Genomic DNA, 23,320 nt, shown 5'->3' on the forward strand with positions numbered 1-23,320 from the left:
TATGACATTCTGGGTTACCACGGCACTTATCGCCCTCGCGGTCACCGCATCGCTCGTCGCGGCCATGCTGCGCGGACGCATGCGCCCCGCCGCACAGTCACGCCGCACCGCGCCCCAAAGCCCAGAGGCCGAGGTCAGCGCCGCAGCCGGTCGCGGTTCGGCCTTTGATATCAAAGTCTACCGTGACCAATTGGCCGAAGTGGACCGTGATTTGGAACGCGGCGTGATCAGCAAAGACGACGCCGAGCGCACCCGCACCGAGGTCAAACGCCGTATTCTTGCCGCCGATGCGGCGCACCGCTCTGCCGATGGCACGCCCGCCCCGCAGGCGCCCAAAACCGTCAATGTGCTTGCGGCGGGGCTGGTGGCCGTGGGTTTGATCGGTGGATCGCTTTGGATTTATCGCGCAATGGGGGCCCCCGGGGTTGAGGATCTGCCGCGTCAGGCGCGGATCGCCGCCGCCCAGACCATGCGCGAAACCCGCGACACCCAAGCCGCGTTGGAAGCCGCCTTGCCGCCCGTGCCGCCGATGCCCCTGCCCGAGAGGGATGCGGAACTGATGGAGGCGCTGCGCGACGCCGTGGCCGACCGCCCCGATGATTTGAAAGGGGCACAGATGCTTGCCGGATATGAGGCCGCCGTGGGCAATTTCCGCGCCGCTTATGCCGCGCAGCAGCGGGTTTTGTCGATCAAGGGCGATGCGGCAAACGCCGAGGATTACACGACCTATGGCGAATTGCTGTTCATTGCGGCGGGCAATCGCGTCTCGCCCGAGGCCGAAGCCGCCTTTGGCGCGGCGCTGGCCCGCGACCGCACCAATGGCGGAGCGCGGTTTTATATGGGTGTCTTGATGTTGCAAACCGGACGGCCCGACGTCGCCTTTCGCACATGGCGCAACCTGCTCAGCGAAGGCCCCGTGGATGCGCCTTGGATCGCGCCCATTGTGTCGCGCATCGAAGAGGTCGCGTTTTTGGCTGGCGAAGACTATAGCGTCCCGACCATCTATACGGCCGCTGCCGCCGGCGGCGCGCCCGCCGACCTCAAAGGTCCAAGCGCCGAGGATATGGAGGCCGCAAGCGAATTGGACGCCGAGGACCGCAATGCAATGGTGCGCGGCATGGTCGCGCAACTGTCCGAACGGCTCGCCACATCCGGCGGCAGCCCCGCAGAATGGGCACAGTTGATCAGCGCCTATGGCGTGCTGGGCGAGGTTGATCACGCCCGCGCGATATGGACCGAAGCCCAAAGCATTTTCGCCGCCCATCCCGAGGCGCTCGAAGAGGTGCGTCAAGGCGCGGCGCGCGCCGGAGTGGCACAATGATTTTTGATGATATTCAAGAGTTTGTCGAACACGCTGAGGCGATGGGGCCGCTGATGGGGCTCGATTTTGGCGATAAAACCATCGGCGTCGCGGTATCGGACGGAATGCGCTCCGTGGCCTCGCCGTTGGAAACCGTGCGGCGCAAGAAATTCACCTTGGATGCCGCGCGGCTACAAGAGATCATCGCCCACCGCAACATCGTCGGTATTGTGCTGGGATTGCCGCGCAATATGGATGGATCCGAAGGGCCGCGGTGCCAGAAAACCCGCGCCTTTGCCCGCAACCTTGACCGGCTTGCCCCCATGCCGATCACCTATTGGGACGAGCGTCTGTCGACCGTTGCCGCCGAACGTGCGCTGCTCGAAGCGGATGCCTCGCGCGCCCGCCGCGCCGAGGTCATCGACAACATCGCGGCCAGCTATATTTTGCAAGGCGCGCTTGACCGGTTGGCGCATCTGAGAACAGGCGGATGAGTGGTCCCATGAATGACACCAATGAAAGCAAGAAAATCTGGCGGCGAGAGACGGTGGAATCGCCCTGTATCAATATCTGTGTGATCCATCCGGCCGAACGGATTTGCACCGGATGCCTGCGCTCGATCGACGAGATTTCCGCTTGGTCGAAGATGAGCAATGACGAACGGGCCGAGGTTCTGGCCGCCCTGCCCGCCCGCGCACCGCGATTACAAAAGCGTCGCGGCGGCCGCGCCGCGCGGTTGAAGAAACAAAAATAAGCACCGCCGCCTCGGCACTTAGTTGGGGGCACCGGCGCAGTGCCCCCACCCCAACCACAAGTATGCGCCTTGTGCTTACTGCCCCAACTACTGCCCCAGCGCTTTGCGCAGCATGTTTAAGGCCACCAGAATCAAAAACACCGCAAAAATCCGTTTCAACGGTTTCGGGTCCATCGCATGGGCGATCTTGACCCCGAGCGGTGCGGTCAGCAGCGTCATCGCGATCACCACCCCAAAGGCCGGCAAGTTCACCGCGCCGATGGTGAAAGGTGGCCGTGCCGATGGCTCCAGCGAGACGGTCAGAAATGCAATCACCGCAGGCACCGCGATGGTGACCCCAAAACCCGCCGCCGTGGCCACCGCCCGGTGGATGGCCACGCCGTGCAGGCTCATCAACGGCACGCCGAAACTACCGCCGCCGATGCCCATCAGCACCGACAAAAACCCCACGGCCGGCGACATCACGGCACGGCGAAACCCCTTTGGCATTGCCTCGGCAATCCGCCATTCGGCACGGCCAAATCCGAGGTAAAGCCCGATCACAATCCCGAGGCAGCCGAACAGCATTTGCAAGGTTGTCGAGCGCAAGGACGAGGCCACCATCACGCCCAGCACCGCGCCGGCCATGATCCCCGGTGCCCATGTGCGCAATATCTGCCAATCGACCGCGCCCTTTTTATTATGGCTCAGAACCGAGCGCACCGATGTGACGATAATTGTCGATAGGGATGTCGCCAAACAAATTTGCATCATCTGTGGACTGTCATAGCCAAGCGTTTGAAACGCATAGAAAAATGCAGGGACAAGAACGATGCCGCCACCCAGTCCCAAAAGCCCCGCCAAAACCCCTGCCAAGGCACCGATCACGATCAAAAGCGCCAGCATCATCAGCAACAAGGTGGGATCAGGCATGGCGCGGCTCCGGGCTATTTGGGCAAGACATATCGATGACGCGCAGCCTTACACGGCCTGCGTCTCAGCCTCCAGAGAACAAATGCGCGCCAAGGCCTCTTCGACCAATTCTGGCCCCGCGCCTTTGTGCGCCGCGCCCTCTGACAGACTGCGCCGCCATCCACGCGCGCCGGGGCGCCCCGCAAAAAGGCCAAGCATATGGCGGGTGATCTGGTTCAATTTGCCACCTGCGGCAAGATGCGCCTCGATATAGGGCAACATCGCGCGCACGGCGTCGGGGGCGCTCAGGCCGGTATCGCGCCCGAAAATCCGCGCATCCGCCCCGCAAAGCACATCACCGGGTTGGTGATAGGCAGCGCGCCCGATCATCACCCCATCCAAACCACGATCCAGCAGAGCCTCGGCCGCGTCCAGCGTCGCAATGCCGCCATTGATCGACAGGTGCAGATGCGGAAAAAGCGCCTTCATCCGCACCACCAGCTCATAATCCAGTGGCGGAATATCGCGGTTTTCCTTGGGGGAAAGCCCTTGCAACCACGCCTTGCGCGCATGGATGGTAAACCGCCCTACCCCGGCCGCCGAGACCCGCGCGATAAAGTCCGGCAAGACCTCTTCTGCATTTTGGTCATCGACGCCGATGCGGCATTTCACCGTAACCTCGCGGGGCTGCGCGGCGATCATCGCGGCGCAGCATTCCGCCACCAATGCCGCATCCTTCATCAACACCGCGCCAAAGGTGCCCGATTGCACCCGATCCGACGGACAGCCGACGTTGAGGTTAATCTCGTCATAGCCCGCCTGCGCGCCCAGCTTCGCCGCCGCCGCCAATTCCACCGGATCAGAGCCACCCAATTGTAAGGCCACGGGATGCTCTTCGACGTTATAGTCAAGCAAATGCAGCGCCCCACCGCGCACCAAAGCCGGCGCCGTCACCATTTCAGTATAAAGCAGCGCCTCGCGGGTCAGCAGCCGGTGCAAATAACGGCAATGCCGGTCCGTCCAATCCATCATGGGGGCGACGGAGAGACGAGCCGCCCTTGAGGGCATTGATTTAGTTACATTTTCCGCCATAGCAGTGTCATACCATTTTTGCCAATTTCGGCCGAGTTACGCCCATCTTCACATCCAGCATACCTCGGCGTCATATGAAACAATCCAGTTTCACGCCCAAAATAGGCCTATCGAAGAACGAACACTTAAACACGGCAGCGCGCGCGATCTAGCCCAAATCACAGGCAAAGGCTATATGCGGCCTGAAAGCAAAAGCTTGGCAAAAATGATACCACTACGCGACGCAACCGGCGCGACCATGCCAGTCCAACCCTCTTAACCGGCTATCCGTTACGGCCCGTCAAAGATATTCCCGCCACCCTCGGTTTCGGCCTTGGCTGCGGCCACGCGCTCGTTCGAATTTTCGAACTCTTTGCGCTCGGCCCGGGCGATCACGTGATGGTGGACCTCATCGGGGCCATCGGCAAACCGCAAGGTGCGCTGCTTCATATACATGGACGACAAAGGCGACCATTGGCTGATGCCTGTCGCGCCATGCACTTGCATCGCGTCGTCGATGATTTTGCAGCATTTTTCCGGAACCATGGCTTTGATCTTCGACACCCAGATGCGCGCCTCTTTGTTGCCAAGGACATCCATCGCTTTGGCCGCTTTGAGAACCATGAGGCGCATGGCGTCGATCTCGATACGCGAACGGGAAATTGTCTCCATGTTCTTGCCCAGATCGATGATCTTCTTGCCAAACGCCTCGCGGGTCAGACCCCGGTAGATCATCAGATCAAGCGCTTTTTCCGCAGCGCCGATCGAACGCATGCAGTGATGAATCCGGCCGGGGCCAAGACGCACCTGGCTAATCTCGAAACCGCGCCCTTCCCCCCACAGGATCGCGCTTTCGGGCACGCGCACATCGGTGAATCTGATTTGCATATGGCCGTGCGGCGCATCGTCATGGCCAAAGACCGTCATCGGGCCAACGATTTCAACACCGGGGGTGTCAATCGGTACGAGAATCTGGCTCTGCTGGCGGAACGTTTCGGCCTCCGGCGACGTTTTCACCATGACAATCATAATCTTACACCGGGGGTCCCCAGCGCCGGAGATATAATATTTCTCGCCGTTGATGACCCATTCACCGTTTTCCAAAACCGCGCGGGTGCCGATATTTTTCGCATCCGACGAGGCCACATCCGGTTCGGTCATCGCAAAGGCCGAGCGAATTTCACCGGCGAGGAGAGGCTTGAGCCATTTATCTTTTTGCTCCTGGGTGCCGACCCGTTCGAGCACTTCCATATTGCCGGTGTCCGGCGCGGCACAGTTCATAGATTCAGCCGCCAGAGGGTTTTTCCCCAATTCAAACGCGATATAGGCGTAATCAAGGTTCGACAGACCTTCGCCGGTTTCGGCATTGGGCAGGAAGAAGTTCCAAAGACCGGCCTCCTTGGCCTTGGCCTTCAACCCATCGATGATCTCCAATTGGCCCGGCGCATATTCGAACCGCGAGGTTTTCTTGGCCTCCAACGCCTCATATGCGGCATAGGCCGGATCGCAATGCTCGGTGATATGTTTGACAACGCGGTCGAGCAGCGGGCGCGCGCCCTCCGACATCGCCAGATTGTGCAGTTCGTCGTTTGGATATGCCATTCTTCTCTTCTCTCCTTGATACTCAGGGATGCAGGCGGCGAAATTCATCGCGATACTGCCGATCATGGTGCTGGCGGCGATGTTGCCGGATTTCAGGATCGGGCACAGGCGGCGGGCGCGGTATCTCCCTGCCCCCTTTGCCAAAGGCAACAAGATCGGCAGCGGCGTCATCTGTGGCGTTGCGCATGTCTCCTCCCCTTCTCCCTCTCGATGCGCGAAAGGGCCGTAGAGCCCCACACACGCGCAGTGTTATCGCGCCGAAGGCAGCCCCGGACGGCCAACACCCACATCGGACGCGCGTACCAAGATAACGAGGCAAGCCGGAGATCGTGCCAGACTGCGCCAGACTTCATACGGATTTCCGTTCGTTTCCGGCCTCCCCACCGGCTGCCTGCGACACGCTCAACCCAGCCGCGCAAGCTTCCCTGACAGTTGTCAGACATAGGTAGAACTTAATTCCGTAAAACGTCAAGGTTGTTCACCAAGCCCGGCTTTTGGACCTCACGTCACAAAGGCGCGTTCCATCCCGACCAGGTATGACGCCCCACATAGCGACCGTTGTGCGCGGTTCTATTTTGGCGTTTCGGCGCCAATCAATTCGCGGATCATCGCCGCCGCCCCGGCCGCAACGGTGCGCACGACGGTCTCTTCGGGCACCTCCTTGATCAACCAATCACGCATCGGCCCGAAGGCGGCGAGAAAAACCAGAACATTGGCGAGAACGTCCATTTGCATGTCATCTACCGGACGCCCGGATCGTTTGCGCAGTTGCTCGGACAGGTCATGGATCAAGGCCATATCCCGCGCGCGCATCGCCTTGCGATCTTCCTCCAGCAAATGGGGCACCGAACGGTAGACAAGCAACGTCCCCTTGCGTTTTTTGCTCCAGACCTCACGGAAATAATGCGCACAGGCCTGTTCCAGCGATGTGCTTTCATCAGCCAGAATCTGCGGCAGGGGTTGCACATCCTGACCGAACCAAAGCTGGTTCAACAACCGCCGCAGGATATCGTTCTTGTTGGCGATATAATCGTAGATGCTGGCTTGATTGACACCGGAGCGCGCGCAGATATCGCGAATGGTGGTCGATGCAAATCCCTTTTCCAAGAACAGTTCCAACGCCGCGTCGCAAATCTGTTCGCGCCGCGTCGACACCAGATCTTCGTTTTGCACGCTGGTGATCTGCGCCTCTTGCAAATAGACTTTTTGCACCGCGCCAAGACCCGTGTTGCGATCATCCGATGACATGCGCATTCCCTTTTTTAGGCGCGCCGGCCGGATTTGCGCGCGTTTTTTTGGCGCCGGCGCCAAGGCCGCACAACCGCATCAAAATTACGGCCCGTAAAAGCCGCGACGCTCCACTTGACCCACGGGCGCGCCCTCCATACCCTGACATATGTCAGTGTGGCATCCAACTGCCAATACCGCCAGTGTCATCTATCGGGAGGGGATGCCATGGCAGATCATCGCCGTGCCCCGGCGCCCGGCTCGGCGCAGGGGGGCTATGCCTGCTGCGTCCTTATCCCCATCGAACAAAGGAAAACGCATGTCCGATGTGCTCCACAAAGATCTTCAAGACGGTTTGTTGGTTTTAACCCTCAACCGGCCCGAAACGCGTAATGCGCTCGATCTCGACATGACCGAGGCGCTGCGCGATGCCACCGCAGAAGCCGCAGATGCTCCGGCCGTGCGCGCCATTGTGATATCCGGCGCGGGCGGGCATTTTTGCGTCGGCGGCGATGTCAAAGCCATGAATGCCGGCAGCACCCGCAGCGCGCCGTTTGGGTTGCGCCGGCACAGGTTGCGCGACCGGATGGATACCTCCCGAAATCTGCATGACATGCCCAAACCCACCATTGCGGCGGTCGAAGGATCCTGCGCCGGGGCGGGATTGGCGATCGCAATGGCCTGCGATGTGCGCATCTGCGCCAGTGACGCCAAAATCACAACTGCCTTTGCCAAGGTGGGATTGTCGGGTGATTACGGCGGCACCTATTTGATGACGCATATTTTGGGCGCTGCAAAAACCCGTGAATTATACCTGACCTCGCCGGTGCTATCGGGCGATGAGGCGGTGGGCATCGGGTTGTTCTCGCGGGCCGTCGCGGCGGGTGATGCCCTCGACACGGCATTAGAAATCGGCCGTGCGTTGGCGGCGGGGCCCACCTTGGCCTATGGCCGGATCAAACAGAACATCGCTCTGGCCGAAGGCGGCGGCAGCATGGGTGAATGTATGGACCTTGAGGCGCGCAATTTCATGCGCTGTGCCGATACTGCCGATCACGCAGAGGCCTCCGCCGCCTTTGTCGAGAAACGCGCACCGAATTTCACAGGCACATGACCGCCCACGCGCGCGGGGATCTGGCCCGCATATGCGCCGCCGAAGGGCGATATCACCGGCGCGGTCAGGGAAGCCGCATCAAAAGCCCGATAAAATCGCCGGCGCGATCCGCAATGGCCCAGGTGGTCCGCTAAAAACCGCAGATATGCGCAATCATATCGCCCACCTCCCCCGCCTCCGGGCACGGGAGGTGGGTGATGATGCGGGTCTTAGGCACAGGTTTCGACCCGCCGCATCTAGGGCCCAAGATCAACAGATTGGGCCATGCCTCCGATGGGTGACCTCATCCGGGCAAAATCCCCCGACAGAGCTGCAAAATGCGCTGCTTGCTTTGAACGTCGGATTTTGAAGTGCGGCATCTAAGCCAGCGACGGCAGATAAAGCACGATTTGCGGGAAGGCGATGAGCAGACCAATGGTGGCCGCATCGGCAAAGAAAAATGGCATCACGCCGCGAAACACGTCCTGGACGGTGAGATCATCGCGCACGCCTGCGACCACGAAGCAATTGAGCCCGATGGGCGGGGTGATCAAACAGAACTCGGCCATTTTCACCACCAATATCCCGAACCAGATCGCGCACATCGGGCCGGACATGCCAAAGGCACTGTCGGCAGCCAACACACCTTCGCCGCCGTTCAGCGCCATCACCGCCGGATACACCACCGGCAAGGTCAACAGCAGCATCCCGATGGCATCCATGAACATCCCAAGCACCGCATAAGCCAGAAGGATGAAAATCAGCGTCAGCATCGGCGATTGCTCCAGCCCCGAAATCCAGTCCGCAAAGGCCGAGGGAAGCTGTGCAAAGCCCAAGAAACGAACATAGATCAACACGCCCCAGACGATCGTGAAAATCATTGCCGAAAGCTTGGCCGTTTCGAGCAGCGCGTCTTTGAGTTGGCCCCAACGCATGCCTTGAATAACCGCCATGAGAAAGACGACAAAAGCCCCAAGCGCACCGCCTTCGGTGGGCGTGCCCCAAGGATCGCCAAACGGGTTGTAGATAAAGAAGATAATAATGCCGACCACAAAGAAAATCGGGAATGCCGGCGGCAGAGAGGCGAATTTTTCACGCCATGTATACCCGGTGATTTTCGGGCCGTAAGAGGGCCAAATCATCGCCATACCAACGATCAGGCTTACATAGACAATGGCGGAAAACGCGCCGGGAATGAACCCTGCGAGCAACAGCTTGCCAACGTCTTGTTCCACGATGATCGCATAGATCACGAGGATCGCAGAGGGCGGAATGAGCGAGGCCAAAGTGCCCGCCGCCGCGACAACACCCGCCGCGAAACGCTTGTTGTATCCCATGGCTTGCATTTCGGGGATCGCAATGCGCGCGAACACCGCCGAGGTGGCGACCGAGGCGCCCGAAACCGCCGAGAACCCCGCCGTGGCAAAGACCGTGGCCACCGCCATGCCGCCCGGCATCCAACCGGCCCAGCGTTTTGCGGCCTCGAACAACGCCTTGGTCAGCCCCGCATAATAGGCCAAATAGCCGATCAAGATGAACGTCGGGATCAGGCTGAGCGCTTGCGAGGACACTTTGGCATGAGGCACCTGCCCCGCTGTCTTCACCGAAATGGTGAGGGCTTTCATAAACTTATCGGGGTTATAGCCAAATTTCGCCCAGAAAATCCACGTCAACCCAACAAAGCCCGCGAGCGCCGCAGCAAAAGCAACGCGCATCCCGAGCACAACAAACAAGAGCATGACACCCGAAACAATAATGCCAATATCAATCGGTTCCATCATGCGGCTCCTTTGGTGTCGAGCGCACTGACGTGGCTGGCTTCTTCGGCAGCTTGTTCAGCGGCGGACAGGGGCAAAGGCACGGCAATCGGATTTTCCGCGCCGGTCACGACCGCACGCCCATAGGCCCAGACTTGCAAAACCAACCGCAGGGCCAGAACCGAAAAGGCGAAGGGCACCAGCAACTTAGCCGGCCAAATCGGCAGGCGAATGTCGATGGTGCTGTCGCGGCTCCAAAGCGGCGCGGCGAAATCAAAGCTGCGGGCGAAATGCGCCCATGATCCCCAAATCAGGAAAAGCACCAAAACCAGCATGATCAGAACCGAGAACAATTCAGCGGCCCACATCATGCGCCCTTTGAGTTTGCCGATCAGGATATCCATGCGAATATGGCTGCCGCTGCGTTGCGTGTAGCTGATGCCCATGAAGGCAATGAGCGGCATGGTGACCTCGATCCAATCCACATACCCGGGCACCGGCACATTGAGAATATTACGCCCCGTGACCGACACCACCGCCAAAAGCATCAACCCAAAGACCGCGAGGCCACTGACCAAAGCGAGTTTGGTTTCAATCCCCGCCAAGGCGCGATCAATCCGGCTGAGCCGTGATCCGTCTTCAAGCACCGCAGCATTTCCCGCCATCGGCCTGTCCCCCTATTGATTGTCTATGCTCCTGCGGCGGCGGCACCGCGCCCGCGTCCTACGCGTGCATCGCAGCCATCGCCAAAAAGACGCCCCATGGCCGCATCTGTCGTGCGGATTGAACGGGCAAACTCAAGCAGCGCCCGCCTCGTGATCGAGACGCGGGCGCTGCCATAAAGCGTCAGCGCACCCTAACGGTTATCCGCCAATGTGCTGTCGACCAGATCGACCAATTCCTGCGCGGGAATGCCCTGCGCACTCATCTTTTCGATCCATGCGGCGCGGGCGGGACCGGCAGCCACGGCGCGGAATTTATCCAACTCTTCCTCGGTGAACATCACCTTGGTGACCTCACGTTCGGCCAAAACCGCATCCCATTTTTTCAGCACTTCGCCATAAACCTCAAGATAATGCGCCAATGCCGGCTCGATCGAGCTGTCCAAAGCGGCACGCTCCTCGTCCGATAGGGCATCATAGGCATCGGTATTGACCACGATGGGGCAATTTACCGTGCCCGGGTTGAGGTTGGCGGTCCACCAATCGGCTTGGTCAATGGTGCGAAAGGCCAAATGCGCGTGCTGCGCAAAGGAGACGGTATCGACAACACCGGATTCCATCGCATTATAGGTTTCCGTCGCGGTCACCGATGTCGGCACCGCCCCTACGGCTTTGAATGCCTCGCCCAAACCACCCGTGGCCCGCACCCGCATGCCATCCATTTTGGCAACGGTATCACGCACCTCGCCGGTGCCAACGATGTTATATTGCGGCATCGGAGACGGCATCAACAGACGCGCATTCCAGCGGCCCAAATCCTTGGCAACCGCAGGGTGGGCATAAAGCGCCTGAGACACGGCGACTTCTTCCTCCAGAGTATTCACGCCGATGAAGGGCAATTCCAGAACCGTCAACGTCGGGTTTTTATCCTCGTGATATCCGGCACAGAATTGGGCCATCTCAAAGGCACCGATCGAGATACCGTCAAGATTTTCCTTGTTCGAGGACAGGCCGCCATAGCTGATGTTCAATTTAAATGCGCCGCCGGTTTTTTCCTGCAGCATCTCGTTCAACACCTCGACGTGCGAGGTAAAAGCCCGTGGCTTGCCCCAGACTGAAACATTCCACTCGGTCGCCATAGCGCCCGTTGTAATGCCGGTGGCCAAAGCCGCCAACGCGACCGTGTTTGCTAATTTTCTCATGTTCACCTCCCTGTTGGCCGCCTTGTTTTCAAAAGGCAGCATCTGAAAAAAGGCTACTCTGCAGCCAATCACATGCCAAGGTTGAAAACCCGTCCGGCCGGGGGTTTTTTTCCTACGCGCACCCCATGAGGTTACGGCGCAGTCACACCGGCCCGAGGTTACGGGGCGCCCTCGCCGCAAATCTCGACCGCAGTGCCCCAATCTGCGCAGCGCTGCGATAGATCACCGGGCAAGGGACGATCCGTGAAAAAGCTGTCCACTTCGGACAGCGAGGCAATTCGCGCCGGGGCGCTGCGTTGAAACTTCGACGCGTCCGAGACGAGAAAGGTTTTGCGCGCTTGGCGAATGATCGTTTGGCTAACGCCGACCTCTTGAATATCGAAATCCAAAAGATCCCCGTCGACATCCAGAGCCGAACACCCGATGACCGCAAAATCGAATTTAAACTGCTCAATCGCGCGGATGGTCAAGGCCCCGACCAATCCACCATCCGAGCGCCGCAAGGCCCCGCCCGCGACGATGATTTCACAATCACGATTGGCGACCAAAATATTGGCAACATTCATATTATTGGTAATCACCAAAAGATTGCGATGATGCAGCAAAGCCCGCGCCACCGCCTCGGTCGACGTGCCTATATTGAGAAAGACAGAGGCGCTTTCGGGGATTTGTCGCGCGCAGGCCCGTGCCATCGCGGCTTTAGCCGCCTCATTCAAACCGCGCCGGTCCTCATACCCGATGTTGGAAACACCCGATGGCAGGACCGCGCCGCCATGCACCCGTTCGAGCCGCCCTGCCTCGGCCAATTCGGTCAAATCACGGCGGATGGTTTGCACGGTCACGCCGAAGCGTTCGGCCAACCCGTCGACCGTCACCTTGCCTTCGCTGCGCGCGATTTCAAGGATCTCCGGCAAGCGGAAATTTTGCGACATGCCGTCTCCTTCTGACGTGATCTGCACGGTCGGCTTCGACCCATGTTCCTTTTTGTTCGAAACACTTTGCTGTGGTTTCCCATCCAAATCAAGTCAGAGCACATTCCGCGCCGGATTTTCGTGTTTTTTATGGCCTTATAGTGACAGCGGCCAAACAACAGGCAACGAGCGTGCGACTCGAATCACCCAAATCCGAAAGAGATTCGGCGGAAAATCCGCACAAGGCAGCGCATCTCTCCACGACGACCGCGATATTTGCCGCTCCAATCGCCTGAATCCGCAGGTAATTTCGAAAAAAGAACAGAAACGAAAGCATCCACATTGACGCATCGCCGCAAATCGTGTGTGTTTGCGCAATCAGTTACGCTTTGGGAGGGGCGCGTGACCAACTCCGCACCACAAAAGCAAATCTACGACCTGCTCGTCATCGGCGGCGGCATCAATGGATGCGGCATCGCCAGAGATGCGGCCGGACGCGGGCTCACTGTCGCCTTGGCCGAGATGAATGATCTGGCCTCTGCGACGTCCTCTGCTTCGACCAAACTGTTCCATGGCGGGCTGCGGTATCTTGAATATTTCGAAGTGCGGCTGGTGCGTGAGGCGTTGATCGAGCGCGAAATCTTGCTGCGCGCGATGCCGCATATCTCTTGGCCGATGCGCTTCGTTCTGCCCTACCACACCGACATGCGGTTCGAAGGCGGCACCCCAACGTCGACACTGATGTCGGCGGTAATGCCGTGGATGAAGGGCCGCCGCCCGGCGTGGCTCATCCGGCTTGGCCTGTTTTTATACGACCATCTTGGCGGACGCAAAATCCTGCCTGCGACCAAGACAATCGACCTGAAGACCGCCCCCGAAGGCACGCCACTCAAAGAAAAATTTCTCACGGCCTATGAATACTCCGATTGCTGGATCGAGGATTCGCGTCTTGTGGTCCTCAACGCCCGCGATGCACAGGCGCGCGGCGCCCAGATCTGGACCGGACAAAAGGTCCTCTCGGCGAGCCGCGCCGGCGATATCTGGGAGGTGCAGGTCGAAACCCGCGAAACCGGCGCGACCCGCACCGTGCAAGCCCGCATGTTGATCAACGCGGCGGGGCCATGGGTCGGCGATGTGATCCAAAATAAAGTGCGCATAGATACCACCGAAGGCGTGCGACTTGTGCGCGGCAGCCATATCGTCACCCGCAAGCTCTACGACCATGACAAATGCTATTTTTTCCAAGGCACCGACGGGCGGATCATTTTTGCCATTCCCTATGAGCAGGATTTCACCTTGATCGGCACGACCGATGCCGAACATTCTGATCCCGACACGCGCCCCGTCTGCACCGATGCCGAGCGCGACTACCTTTGCGCCTTTGCCAGCGATTATTTCAAAATCCCTGTGACCCCAGACGATATCGTCTGGACCTATTCCGGAGTCCGGCCGCTTTATGATGATGGTGCCAGCTCTGCCACCGCCGCAACGCGCGACTATACGCTCAAGGTGGACGACAACGGCGGTGCGCCGGTCCTGAATGTGTTTGGCGGAAAAATCACCACTTACCGCCGCCTCGCCGAAAGCGCCATGGAGTTGATTGCGCCCTATTTTGAGAAGGCTGGCCCCAAATGGACCGCCGGTGTCGCCCTGCCCGGGGGGGATTTCGACGTGGATGGGTTTGAAAGGCTTTTGGCGGATTTACAGCGTGATTTCGCCTTCCTTCCGGCCAAACTTGCCCGCCGGTTGTGCCGCGCCTATGGCACCGAAGCGGGCGATCTTCTGGCCGACGCCACCTCGCTCGCGGATCTCGGCGACGACTTTGGCGCGGGATTATATGCCGCCGAAGTGCGCTGGTTGATGGACCGCGAATATGCCCGCCATGCCGACGACGTGGTGTGGCGGCGCTCTAAATTGGGCCTGCGGATGGATACGGACCAGATTTCAACGCTTGAAACATGGATGAGCGCCCATCGCGCCGAAGGAAGCCGCAGAATGGAACGGAATATGACCTCCGAGGCAAAGACAGGAGGTGCGTCATGACATTGAAACTCGAAGGCGTCTCAAAGATTGTTCAGGGGCAGGTACATATCCACCCCACCGATCTGACGCTGGAAAATGGCACGATGAATGTGCTTTTGGGTCCGACCTCGGCGGGCAAAACCTCGCTCATGCGTTTAATGGCCGGATTGGATGCGCCAACCCGTGGCCGCATCTATTGGAACGGCACGGATGTCACCGGAATACGGGTGCAGGATCGCGGCGTGGCAATGGTTTACCAGCAATTCATCAACTACCCCTCCATGTCGGTTTATGACAATATTGCCTCGCCTTTGAAGCTATTAGGCAAATCCAAGGTTGAGATTGATCAATCCGTGCAAAAGGCTGCAGCCTTGATGAAGCTCGACGGCATGTTGGATCGCAAGCCCTTGGAGCTATCGGGCGGGCAACAACAACGTTGCGCCCTTGCGCGCGCCCTGGTCAAGGATGCGGGGCTTGTTCTTCTCGACGAACCTCTTGCCAATCTGGACTATAAGCTGCGTGAAGAATTGCGGATCGAGATCCCAAAAATCTTTGAAGAGGCCGGCAGCATTTTCGTCTATGCCACCACGGAGCCGGAAGAGGCGCTTTTGCTGGGGGGCAACACGGCAACGCTTTGGCAGGGCCGCGTCACGCAATTTGGCCCAACACCAGAGGTCTACCGCCGCCCGACCGATGCGACTACGGCGCGGGTATTTTCCGACCCGCCGATGAATTTCCTCGACGTGACCAAAACCGGCGCAAAATTGATATTTGGCACGGGGCAATCGGCCCCTGCGACCGGCCTCTTGGCGGGACTTCCCGATGGGCGATACACCGCAGGGTTCCGGCCCAATCATCTGGAAATAAACAAGCATGTTGAAAGCGCAATGCGGTTCGACACCCTGCTTCGCGTCACCGAGCTGACCGGCTCGGAAACCTTTGTGCATCTTGACCACGACGGCGCACGCTGGGTCGGATTGATCCATGGGGTTCACAAATTGGCCATTGGCGCGCCGCTCCCAGTCTATCTGGATCCGGCGCATGTTTACATCTTTGACCCTGACGGTGCGCTGGTCGCGCCGGCGGGCTATGCGGCAGCGGCCTGAGGAGCGGATATGGCGAAAATCACTCTGGACAATCTGGCGCACAGTTATCTTCCCAACCCGCAAAGCGAGGAAGATTTCGCGCTTAAAGAACTCAACCACGATTGGGTGGATGGCGAAGCCTATGCCCTGCTTGGGGCGTCAGGCTGCGGAAAATCCACCCTGTTGAACATCATTTCCGGCCTGTTGCAGCCCAGCCAAGGGCGGATTTTATTCAATGATGTCGACGTGACCCACGCCCCCACCGCCGAGCGCAACATCGCGCAGGTGTTCCAGTTTCCTGTGGTCTATGACACGATGACGGTGCGCGACAATCTCGCTTTTCCGTTGAAAAACCGTGGCGAAGATCCCGCCTATATCGCCAGCCGTGTGCAGCAAATTGCGCAGATGATCGGCATGGAAGATGTGCTCGGTCGCAAGGCGCGCGGCCTGACAGCAGATGCGAAGCAGAAAATCTCTCTCGGGCGCGGCATGGTGCGCGAGGACGTGAATGCGCTTTTGTTTGACGAACCGCTGACCGTGATTGACCCACATATGAAATGGGAATTGCGCACACAGCTCAAGAGTCTGCACCATGAATTCGGGCACACGATGATTTATGTCACCCATGACCAGACCGAAGCGTTGACCTTCGCGGATAAAGTCGTGGTGATGTATGACGGGCGCGTGGTGCAAATCGGCACGCCGGAGGAATTGTTCGCACGCCCCGAACATACATTCGTCGGATATTTCATCGGCTCGCCGGGGATGAACGTTTTGCCCGCGCAGGTCAGCGGCGCCATGGCCCATGTCGGCGGCGCGGAGATTGCATTGGGCGCCTTCTACGGCGCCACCGAGGGTAAGATCGAAATCGGTGTCCGCCCCGAATTCACCCGACTTTCGGCGCGCGAGGGTCTGCCGGTCAACATCCGCCGGGTTGAGGATGTTGGCCGCCACAAGATCGTGCGCGCCGAAGTTTTCGGGAATGAAATCAATATTATATCTGGCGAAGATGAAGAGATTTCTGCGGATATGACCCGCGTCACATTCGATGCCGCCGCGATCAACGTCTATCGCAACGATTGGCGCGTCGCGCCGCTAGGAGTGGCCGCCTGATGGAAAAGACAGTCAATCAAAAGGCATGGTTTCTGGTACTGCCGGTGTTGATCCTTGTGGCATTTTCGGCGGTGATCCCGTTGATGACCGTGGTGAATTACGCCTTTCAAGACACGTTCGGGAACAACAAATTCTTCTGGGCGGGTCTGGAATGGTTCGAAGAATTGCTCGACAGCGAACGGATGTGGGGCGCATTGGGGCGGCAATTGGCATTTTCGGGCATCATCCTCGCCATCGAGGTGCCCTTGGGAATTTTTGTGGCGTTGCATATGCCGAAAAAGGGATTTTGGGCGAGCTTTTGCCTCGTGTTGATGTCCCTGCCTTTGTTGATCCCGTGGAATGTCGTCGGGACGATTTGGCAGGTTTTTGGCCGTGTCGACATTGGCCTTTTGGGTTATACCCTTGATAAATTGGGGATTTCCTACAACTACACGCAAGATTTCTTTGCCGCTTGGGCGACCGTGATCGTCATGGATGTTTGGCATTGGACCTCTTTGGTGGCGCTTTTGGCCTATGCCGGTTTGCAATCCATTCCCGACGCCTATTACCAAGCCGCAAAAATCGATCAGGCCAGTCGTTGGAAGGTGTTCCGCTACATCGAGTTACCCAAGATGCAGGGCGTGTTGATGATCGCCATTCTGCTGCGGTTTATGGACAGTTTCATGATCTATACCGAACCCTTTGTGGTGACCGGTGGCGGTCCGGGCAATTCGACGACCTTCTTGTCAATCGACCTCGTGAAGATGGCATTGGGGCAGTTTGACCTTGGTCCTGCGGCGGCCTTCTCATTGATGTATTTCCTCGTGATCCTGTTGATTTCATGGGTGTTCTACACCGTGATGACGAACCTCGACAAAAGGGATGGAGTGTAATGGCTGATCGTTCTGCACAGCGGCGCAAACCCACCCTGCGGTTCAATAGTTCCGTGGTAGTGATGGGGCTTTATCTGCTGTTCCTGCTCTTGCCGATCTACTGGCTGTTCAACATGAGCCTAAAGAGCAATTCGGAAATTCTGGGACAATTCTCGCTTTGGCCGCGCGATCTCACCTTGCGCAATTATGTGGTGATCCTAACCGATGCGAGCTGGTATATGGGCTACGTGAACTCCTTGATCTATGTGGTTATAAACACGGTGATTTCCATCGCGGTTGCCCTGCCCGCCGCCTATGCGTTTTCGCGCTACAGCTTCTTGGGCGACAAACATCTGTTTTTCTGGCTGCTGACCAACCGGATGGCCCCGCCTGCGGTCTTCGCATTGCCGTTTTTCCAACTCTATTCCTCAGTCGGATTGTTCGACACGCATATCGCCGTGGCCCTCGCGCATTGCCTGTTCAACGTGCCTTTGGCGGTGTGGATTTTGGAAGGATTCATGCGCGGCGTGCCCAAAGAGATCGACGAGACTGCCTATATCGACGGCTACGGGTTCGGGCGGTTTTTTACGAGAATTTTCATGCCCTTGATCGCCAGCGGTATCGGCGTCGCCGCCTTCTTTTGCTTTATGTTCTCATGGGTTGAATTGCTGTTGTCGCGCACATTGACATCGGTCGAGGCCAAACCCATCGCCGCCACGATGACCCGCACAGCAGGCGCGTCAGGCATGGATTGGGGCGTCTTGGCCGCAGCCGGGATTTTAACAATCGTTCCGGGGGCTTTGGTGATCTATTTCGTACGCAATTACATTGCAAAGGGCTTTGCCCTTGGGCGGGTGTGATCATGGGCTTTGTGATATTTAGCCACAACCAAGGAGCGGCATGATGGCCTGGATGGCATGGACATGGCCGACGGCGATTTTCTTTTGCGTGATCGCTGCGCTTTTGATCGTTTTTACTGTTTTGGCGATCAAATTCCCCGAGACCCCGCGCAAAGGCATTTTGCAAATTGAAACCACGCGCGGCGACCGGTTGTTCATCACACTGCTCGGCTCGGCTTTTATCAATCTCGCATGGCTTGCTATGGGGTTTGGCCCCCAACCCTATGCAATGATTGTCTGCTTTATCTACGCCCTCGCGGTTTTCCGCTGGGTCTAGATGAGACCACCGCAACCAACGGGTCGGGAGGGCTCGGGTTGCACGTATGTTAACGGTTCGAAAGGGAGGAAAACCAATGAACCTGAAGTATAAATCCTCAACAGCGCTCGGCATGGCGTTGGCCCTCATGGCCAATCCCGCGTTTGCCGACATGGAGGCCGCAAAAAGCTTCCTCGATGCCGAGATTGGCGATCTTTCGGCGCTGACCCGCGCCGATCAAGAAGCAGAAATGCAATGGTTCATCGATGCCGCCAAACCGATGGCCGGCATGGAAATCAAAGTTGTTTCCGAAACCATCACCACCCATGAATACGAGAGCAAAGTATTGGCTCCGGCCTTCTCCGCAATCACCGGGATCAAGGTGTCCCATGATCTGATCGGCGAAGGCGATGTTGTCGAAAAGCTGCAAACTCAGATGCAATCGGGCGAAAACATCTATGATGCGTATATCAACGACAGCGATTTGATCGGCACCCATTGGCGGTATCAACAGGCGCGCAATCTGACCGACTGGATGGAAAATGAAGCCGCAGATGTCACCAACCCCGGCCTTGATCTGGCCGATTACATCGGCACCTCCTTTACCACGGCGCCCGATGGCAACCTTTATCAATTACCCGACCAGCAATTCGCGAACCTCTATTGGTTCCGCTATGATTGGTTCAACGACGACAAGAACAAAACCGACTTCAAAGAAAAATACGGCTATGACCTTGGCGTTCCGGTGAATTGGTCTGCCTATGAAGACATCGCGGAATTCTTCACCGGCCGCGATTTGTCGCATATGGGCGTTGATGGCGATGTCTTTGGCAACATGGATTACGGCAAGAAGGATCCCTCGCTTGGCTGGCGGTACACCGATGCGTGGTTGTCGATGGCCGGGGCCGGATCCAAGGGCGAGCCAAACGGTGTGCCCGTCGATGAATGGGGCATTCGCGTCAATGAAAAATCGCAACCGGTCGGGTCCTGCGTCACCCGCGGCGGCGCCACCAACGGCCCCGCAGCGGTCTATGCGGTGACCAAGGCGATTGAATGGTTGGAAAAATACACGCCCCCGGCGGCGGCTGGCATGACCTTCTCCGAAGCCGGCCCGATCCCCGCGCAAGGCAACGTGGCCCAGCAAATGTTCTGGTACACAGCGTTCACGGCCGACACGGTCAAACCCGACCTGCCGGTGATGAACGAGGATGGCTCGCCGAAATGGCGCATGGCCCCCTCGCCCCACGGCGCATATTGGGAAGAAGGCACCAAGATTGGATATCAGGACGTGGGCTCTTGGACATTGATGAAATCCACGCCCGTGGACCGTGCCAAAGCGGCATGGCTCTATGCGCAATTCGTCACCTCCAAAACCGTGGACGTGAAGAAAGCCCATGTCGGTCTGACCTTCATTCGCCAATCGACCATCGAGCATGAAAGCTTCACCGAGCGCGCGGATAAACTTGGCGGTTTGGTCGAATTCTACCGCTCGCCGGCCCGCGTGGCATGGTCGCCCACCGGCACCAATGTCCCCGATTATCCGAAGTTGGCGCAGCTGTGGTGGCAGAACATCGGCGACGCCATGTCTGGCGCCAAAACCCCGCAAGAGGCATTGGATAGCCTCTGCGCTGATCAGGAAAAGGTCATGGCCCGTTTGGAACGTGCAGGCGTTCAAGGCGAAATCGGCCCCAAGCTGAACGAGGAGAAAGACGCCGAATATTGGTTGTCGCAGCCCGGTTCGCCCAAAGCGAAATTGGCCAATGAGGACGAAGAACCCAAGACCGTCGCTTATGACGAGCTGATCAAGTCCTGGCAGTAACCACATGGTGGGGGCCGCGCGGCGCGACCTGCGCGGCCTCGATCCGTTTATACCTGATGGTTCGGCCCCGCTTGTCCCATCTTGTACCCGCGCTTGCGGGTCGCCGTAGTCCACATGAATTCACGACCGGAGCGCCCATTCCATGAGCCATATCCTCGCCATCGACCAAGGCACCACCTCCAGCCGCGCCATTCTTTTTGACGCGCAGATGAAGATCGTCGCCACGGCACAAGAGGAATTCGAACAACATTATCCGGCCTCGGGTTGGGTCGAACATGATCCGTCCGATTTATGGTCAACGACGGCGGGCACCTGCCGCGCGGTGATCGAGCGCGCAGGCCTGACCGCCGCAGACATCACCGCCATCGGCATCACCAACCAACGCGAGACCACCGTGGTATGGGACAAATCCACCGGCCAGCCCATTCACAACGCCATCGTGTGGCAAGACCGGCGCACCTCGGACACCTGCGCCGCGCTGCGCGAAGCCGGTCACGAACCGATGGTCACCGACCGCACCGGGCTTTTGCTCGATCCGTATTTTTCCGGCACCAAATTGAAATGGATATTGGATCATGTCGAAGGGGCGCGGGCGCGGGCAGAAGCGGGCGAATTGCTATTTGGGACGGTCGATAGTTTTCTGATCTGGAAACTCACCGGCGGCGCCGTCCATGCCACAGATGCCACAAATGCCGCGCGCACGCTTCTCTATGACATCCGCAAGGGCCGCTGGAGCCGGACGATGTGCGATCTTTTGGAGATCCCCATACAGATGCTGCCCGAGGTGCGCGATTGCGCCGCCGATTATGGCGTCACCCGCGCCGACCTCTTTGGGCGCGAAATCCCGATTTCGGGCGTTGCGGGCGATCAACAGGCCGCCACCGTTGGGCAGGCCTGTTTCGCGCCGGGGATGATGAAATCCACCTATGGCACCGGGTGTTTTGCTTTGCTCAACACGGGCGATGCGCCTGTGGTGTCGCATAATCGCCTGCTGACCACGATTGCCTATCAACTCGACGGCAAACCGACCTATGCGCTTGAAGGATCGATCTTTATCGCGGGGGCGGTGGTGCAATGGCTGCGCGATGGTTTGAAAATCATCCGCGACGCCAAGGAAACACAGCCCCTCGCCGAAGCCGCCGATCCACAGCAGGATGTCATTCTTGTGCCCGCCTTCACGGGGCTTGGCGCACCGTATTGGAACGCCGATTGCCGCGGCGCGATCTATGGATTGTCGCGCAATTCCGGCCCCGCCGAATTTGCCCGCGCAGCATTGGAAAGTGTCGGCTTTCAAACGCTTGACCTTTTGGAAGCGATGCGTGCCGATTGGGCCGATGCCACATCCGGACAGACCGCAGAAGGCGTTTTGCGGGTCGACGGAGGTATGAGCGCATCAGATTGGGCGATGCAGTTTTTGTCCGATATCATCGGCGCGCCAGTGGACCGGCCAGAGGTTCTGGAGACGACGGCGCTTGGTGCGGCATGGCTGGCCGGGATGCAGGCGGGGCTTTATCCGGACATGGACGGATTTGCCAAAGAATGGGCGCTTGAACGGCGGTTCGCCCCCGCGATGGACGACACCACCCGCAACGCCAAAACCGCGCGGTGGAAATCCGCCGTTCAGGCGACGATGTCGGTATGATCGCGCCCTTCGGATTTTCCGCGCCCGTGATCCGGTTTGGCCGCGGCGTTGCGCATGAAGCCGTGCCTGCGGCAATTGCCTATAACGGGCCGGTGATCGTCGTGCATGGCAAACGCCCCGGCCCTGCGGCATGGTTGGTGGAGGCCCTGACCACGGCGGGGCGCGCACCGATCTGCCTTCCCTGCCCGCGCGAGCCGGACCTGCCGATGGTTGAATCGGCCCGACGCGAATTAAGCGGCGCAAACGCGGCAGTGATCATTGGCTTGGGAGGCGGCGCAGTGATCGATTTTGGCAAGGCTTTGGCGGCTCTGATCCCTGCTTCGCGCCCCGCAATCGATCACCTCGAAATCGTCGGCAAGGGCCTGCCGCTTTATGCCGCGCCGCTGCCGTTCATCGCGATTCCGACCACGGCGGGCACCGGCGCAGAGGTCACCAAAAATGCAGTGATTGGCGTGCCGGATCATGGCCGCAAAGTGTCGTTGCGCGATGCGCGGACGCTGGCCGATCTGGCTTTGGTCGATCCGGCCTTGACCGATGGATGCCCCAATTCGGTGACGCTGGCCTCGGGGCTTGATGCGATCACGCAGGTGATCGAGCCTTATTTGTGCACCCGCGCCACTCCGATGACCGATGCGCTGTGTCGGGCGGCTCTGCCGCGCGGGCTGTCCGGATTGGCACGGCTAATGGAGGGGGAAGATCCCGCAGCCCGCGACGATCTGGCCTTCTGCGCTCTGTCGGGCGGATTGGCCTTGGCCAATTCCGGCCTTGGCGCAGTGCATGGATTGGCCGGACCGATTGGCGGCATGGCCCCCGCCGCCGCCCATGGCGCGGTTTGCGGCGCGCTTTTACCGCATGTCTTCATAGCCAACACATCCGCCCTCCCCGCGCGGCGCCGTTTCCGCGAGGTCGAAGCGATGATCTGCTCCGCGCTCGAGCTGCCTGACATCAAAGCCCTTGCCACATGGACCCATGCCCGCGGGTTGCCCACCCTATCGGACATGGGGCTGACCCGCAGGGATCATCGCGCCGTGGCCGAAGCGGCGCTTGAATCCTCATCTATGAAAGCCAATCCCGCACCATTGGATCATGAGAGGCTTTGCGCGATCCTAGCAGCCGCCAGCGCCGCCCCTTAAGTTAAGTCGCCGCCGCAGGGCCGCACGTCG

At 58.9% G+C, this 23,320-nt stretch carries 22 protein-coding genes; 13 read left to right on the forward strand and 9 right to left on the reverse strand.

The features are described 5' to 3' along the window. The first annotated feature begins 1 nt into the window (after position 1). From ccmI to DI396_RS01280, 3 genes are read left to right on the forward strand one after another with little or no spacing between them, the layout of a single operon-like run. Positions 2–1,321, forward strand: a complete 1,320-nt coding sequence (ccmI, locus tag DI396_RS01270) for a c-type cytochrome biogenesis protein CcmI (RefSeq protein WP_110794807.1) — start codon at positions 2–4, stop codon at positions 1,319–1,321. Continuing rightward, positions 1,318–1,794 (forward strand): Holliday junction resolvase RuvX, encoded by a 477-nt coding sequence (ruvX, locus tag DI396_RS01275; RefSeq protein ID WP_110794347.1) that lies wholly within the window; start codon positions 1,318–1,320, stop codon positions 1,792–1,794. The genes ccmI and ruvX overlap by 4 nt, the downstream gene beginning before the upstream one ends. A gap of 8 nt (positions 1,795–1,802) precedes the next feature. Beyond that, on the forward strand, positions 1,803–2,054 hold the full coding sequence (locus DI396_RS01280; RefSeq protein ID WP_110794808.1) for a DUF1289 domain-containing protein: 252 nt from the start codon (positions 1,803–1,805) through the stop codon (positions 2,052–2,054). An 87-nt stretch (positions 2,055–2,141) separates the two neighbouring features. Here DI396_RS01280 and DI396_RS01285 read toward each other — a convergent pair whose 3' ends face one another. The 5 genes from DI396_RS01285 to DI396_RS01305 form a co-directional block, all read right to left on the reverse strand. Continuing rightward, a complete protein-coding gene (locus DI396_RS01285; protein WP_110794348.1) occupies positions 2,142–2,966 on the reverse strand; it encodes a sulfite exporter TauE/SafE family protein in 825 nt (274 codons plus the stop codon). Between the two features lie 48 nt (positions 2,967–3,014). Further along, positions 3,015–4,037, reverse strand: a complete 1,023-nt coding sequence (gene dusA / locus DI396_RS01290; RefSeq protein ID WP_110794349.1) for a tRNA dihydrouridine(20/20a) synthase DusA — start codon at positions 4,035–4,037, stop codon at positions 3,015–3,017. A 270-nt stretch (positions 4,038–4,307) separates the two neighbouring features. Further along, positions 4,308–5,618, reverse strand: coding sequence for an acyl-CoA dehydrogenase family protein (locus tag DI396_RS01295; RefSeq protein ID WP_235851696.1), 1,311 nt, complete (start codon positions 5,616–5,618; stop codon positions 4,308–4,310). Between the two features lie 22 nt (positions 5,619–5,640). After that, positions 5,641–5,805 carry a hypothetical protein gene (locus DI396_RS16375; RefSeq protein ID WP_162617120.1) on the reverse strand — a complete coding sequence of 55 codons (165 nt, stop codon included), beginning with the start codon at positions 5,803–5,805 and terminating at the stop codon, positions 5,641–5,643. Positions 5,806–6,188: 383 nt separating this feature from the next. Beyond that, positions 6,189–6,866 carry a TetR/AcrR family transcriptional regulator gene (locus DI396_RS01305; RefSeq protein WP_204362772.1) on the reverse strand — a complete coding sequence of 226 codons (678 nt, stop codon included), beginning with the start codon at positions 6,864–6,866 and terminating at the stop codon, positions 6,189–6,191. Positions 6,867–7,164: 298 nt separating this feature from the next. Between DI396_RS01305 and DI396_RS01310 the strand changes: the two genes are divergently transcribed. Next, the gene (locus DI396_RS01310) at positions 7,165–7,959 is read left to right on the forward strand and encodes an enoyl-CoA hydratase-related protein (RefSeq protein ID WP_110794351.1); all 795 of its coding nucleotides are present in this window, start codon (positions 7,165–7,167) and stop codon (positions 7,957–7,959) included. Positions 7,960–8,318: 359 nt separating this feature from the next. On the opposite strand, the gene DI396_RS01315 is transcribed toward DI396_RS01310, so the two are convergent. From DI396_RS01315 to DI396_RS01330, 4 genes are all read right to left on the reverse strand, one after another. Continuing rightward, a complete protein-coding gene (locus DI396_RS01315) occupies positions 8,319–9,716 on the reverse strand; it encodes a TRAP transporter large permease (RefSeq protein ID WP_110794352.1) in 1,398 nt (465 codons plus the stop codon). Next, on the reverse strand, positions 9,716–10,360 hold the full coding sequence (locus tag DI396_RS01320) for a TRAP transporter small permease subunit (RefSeq protein WP_110794353.1): 645 nt from the start codon (positions 10,358–10,360) through the stop codon (positions 9,716–9,718). Before DI396_RS01320 ends, DI396_RS01315 begins: the two co-directional genes overlap by 1 nt. A 191-nt stretch (positions 10,361–10,551) precedes the next feature. Then, complete coding sequence (gene dctP / locus DI396_RS01325) at positions 10,552–11,559, reverse strand: TRAP transporter substrate-binding protein DctP (RefSeq protein ID WP_110794811.1); 1,008 nt, start codon at positions 11,557–11,559, stop codon at positions 10,552–10,554. Positions 11,560–11,717: 158 nt separating this feature from the next. After that, positions 11,718–12,491, reverse strand: a complete 774-nt coding sequence (locus tag DI396_RS01330) for a DeoR/GlpR family DNA-binding transcription regulator (RefSeq protein ID WP_110794812.1) — start codon at positions 12,489–12,491, stop codon at positions 11,718–11,720. A gap of 381 nt (positions 12,492–12,872) precedes the next feature. Between DI396_RS01330 and glpD the strand changes: the two genes are divergently transcribed. The 9 genes from glpD to DI396_RS01375 all read left to right on the forward strand — a co-directional run bounded on the left by glpD (position 12,873) and on the right by DI396_RS01375 (position 23,290). Beyond that, the gene (gene glpD, locus DI396_RS01335) at positions 12,873–14,513 is read left to right on the forward strand and encodes a glycerol-3-phosphate dehydrogenase (protein ID WP_110794813.1); all 1,641 of its coding nucleotides are present in this window, start codon (positions 12,873–12,875) and stop codon (positions 14,511–14,513) included. Next, positions 14,510–15,598, forward strand: a complete 1,089-nt coding sequence (locus DI396_RS01340) for an ABC transporter ATP-binding protein (protein WP_110794354.1) — start codon at positions 14,510–14,512, stop codon at positions 15,596–15,598. Before glpD ends, DI396_RS01340 begins: the two co-directional genes overlap by 4 nt. 9 nt (positions 15,599–15,607) lie before the next feature. Beyond that, positions 15,608–16,690: an ABC transporter ATP-binding protein gene (locus DI396_RS01345; RefSeq protein WP_110794355.1), complete on the forward strand. Its 1,083-nt coding sequence runs from the start codon at positions 15,608–15,610 to the stop codon at positions 16,688–16,690. After that, a complete protein-coding gene (locus DI396_RS01350) occupies positions 16,690–17,562 on the forward strand; it encodes a carbohydrate ABC transporter permease (RefSeq protein WP_110794356.1) in 873 nt (290 codons plus the stop codon). The genes DI396_RS01345 and DI396_RS01350 overlap by 1 nt, the downstream gene beginning before the upstream one ends. Beyond that, a complete protein-coding gene (locus DI396_RS01355) occupies positions 17,562–18,401 on the forward strand; it encodes a carbohydrate ABC transporter permease (protein ID WP_110794357.1) in 840 nt (279 codons plus the stop codon). Before DI396_RS01350 ends, DI396_RS01355 begins: the two co-directional genes overlap by 1 nt. Positions 18,402–18,444: 43 nt before the next feature. Continuing rightward, a complete protein-coding gene (locus DI396_RS01360) occupies positions 18,445–18,717 on the forward strand; it encodes a DUF2160 domain-containing protein (protein ID WP_110794814.1) in 273 nt (90 codons plus the stop codon). 76 nt (positions 18,718–18,793) lie between these two features. Continuing rightward, positions 18,794–20,515 carry an ABC transporter substrate-binding protein gene (locus tag DI396_RS01365; protein WP_110794358.1) on the forward strand — a complete coding sequence of 574 codons (1,722 nt, stop codon included), beginning with the start codon at positions 18,794–18,796 and terminating at the stop codon, positions 20,513–20,515. A gap of 142 nt (positions 20,516–20,657) precedes the next feature. Further along, positions 20,658–22,157 carry a glycerol kinase GlpK gene (gene glpK / locus DI396_RS01370; protein WP_110794359.1) on the forward strand — a complete coding sequence of 500 codons (1,500 nt, stop codon included), beginning with the start codon at positions 20,658–20,660 and terminating at the stop codon, positions 22,155–22,157. Beyond that, the gene (locus tag DI396_RS01375; RefSeq protein WP_110794815.1) at positions 22,157–23,290 is read left to right on the forward strand and encodes an iron-containing alcohol dehydrogenase; all 1,134 of its coding nucleotides are present in this window, start codon (positions 22,157–22,159) and stop codon (positions 23,288–23,290) included. Before glpK ends, DI396_RS01375 begins: the two co-directional genes overlap by 1 nt. The last annotated feature ends 30 nt before the right edge of the window (positions 23,291–23,320 follow it).

The organism is Litorivita pollutaquae (genome assembly GCF_003205515.1).
Taxonomy (GTDB): Bacteria; Pseudomonadota; Alphaproteobacteria; order Rhodobacterales; family Rhodobacteraceae; genus Litorivita; species Litorivita pollutaquae.

Excerpts from the sequence above, each read along its gene's own strand:
- ccmI (WP_110794807.1), top strand. The coding sequence starts at position 2 with ATGACATTCTGGGTTACCACGGCACTTATCGCCCTCGCGGTCACCGCA.
- ruvX (WP_110794347.1), top strand. The coding sequence starts at position 1,318 with ATGATTTTTGATGATATTCAAGAGTTTGTCGAACACGCTGAGGCGATG.
- DI396_RS01280 (WP_110794808.1), top strand. The coding sequence starts at position 1,803 with ATGAATGACACCAATGAAAGCAAGAAAATCTGGCGGCGAGAGACGGTG.
- DI396_RS01285 (WP_110794348.1), bottom strand. The coding sequence starts at position 2,966 with ATGCCTGATCCCACCTTGTTGCTGATGATGCTGGCGCTTTTGATCGTG.
- dusA (WP_110794349.1), bottom strand. The coding sequence starts at position 4,037 with ATGGCGGAAAATGTAACTAAATCAATGCCCTCAAGGGCGGCTCGTCTC.
- DI396_RS01295 (WP_235851696.1), bottom strand. The coding sequence starts at position 5,618 with ATGGCATATCCAAACGACGAACTGCACAATCTGGCGATGTCGGAGGGC.
- DI396_RS16375 (WP_162617120.1), bottom strand. The coding sequence starts at position 5,805 with ATGCGCAACGCCACAGATGACGCCGCTGCCGATCTTGTTGCCTTTGGC.
- DI396_RS01305 (WP_204362772.1), bottom strand. The coding sequence starts at position 6,866 with ATGTCATCGGATGATCGCAACACGGGTCTTGGCGCGGTGCAAAAAGTC.
- DI396_RS01310 (WP_110794351.1), top strand. The coding sequence starts at position 7,165 with ATGTCCGATGTGCTCCACAAAGATCTTCAAGACGGTTTGTTGGTTTTA.
- DI396_RS01315 (WP_110794352.1), bottom strand. The coding sequence starts at position 9,716 with ATGGAACCGATTGATATTGGCATTATTGTTTCGGGTGTCATGCTCTTG.
- DI396_RS01320 (WP_110794353.1), bottom strand. The coding sequence starts at position 10,360 with ATGGCGGGAAATGCTGCGGTGCTTGAAGACGGATCACGGCTCAGCCGG.
- dctP (WP_110794811.1), bottom strand. The coding sequence starts at position 11,559 with ATGAGAAAATTAGCAAACACGGTCGCGTTGGCGGCTTTGGCCACCGGC.
- DI396_RS01330 (WP_110794812.1), bottom strand. The coding sequence starts at position 12,491 with ATGTCGCAAAATTTCCGCTTGCCGGAGATCCTTGAAATCGCGCGCAGC.
- DI396_RS01340 (WP_110794354.1), top strand. The coding sequence starts at position 14,510 with ATGACATTGAAACTCGAAGGCGTCTCAAAGATTGTTCAGGGGCAGGTA.
- DI396_RS01345 (WP_110794355.1), top strand. The coding sequence starts at position 15,608 with ATGGCGAAAATCACTCTGGACAATCTGGCGCACAGTTATCTTCCCAAC.
- DI396_RS01350 (WP_110794356.1), top strand. The coding sequence starts at position 16,690 with ATGGAAAAGACAGTCAATCAAAAGGCATGGTTTCTGGTACTGCCGGTG.
- DI396_RS01355 (WP_110794357.1), top strand. The coding sequence starts at position 17,562 with ATGGCTGATCGTTCTGCACAGCGGCGCAAACCCACCCTGCGGTTCAAT.
- DI396_RS01360 (WP_110794814.1), top strand. The coding sequence starts at position 18,445 with ATGGCCTGGATGGCATGGACATGGCCGACGGCGATTTTCTTTTGCGTG.
- DI396_RS01365 (WP_110794358.1), top strand. The coding sequence starts at position 18,794 with ATGAACCTGAAGTATAAATCCTCAACAGCGCTCGGCATGGCGTTGGCC.
- glpK (WP_110794359.1), top strand. The coding sequence starts at position 20,658 with ATGAGCCATATCCTCGCCATCGACCAAGGCACCACCTCCAGCCGCGCC.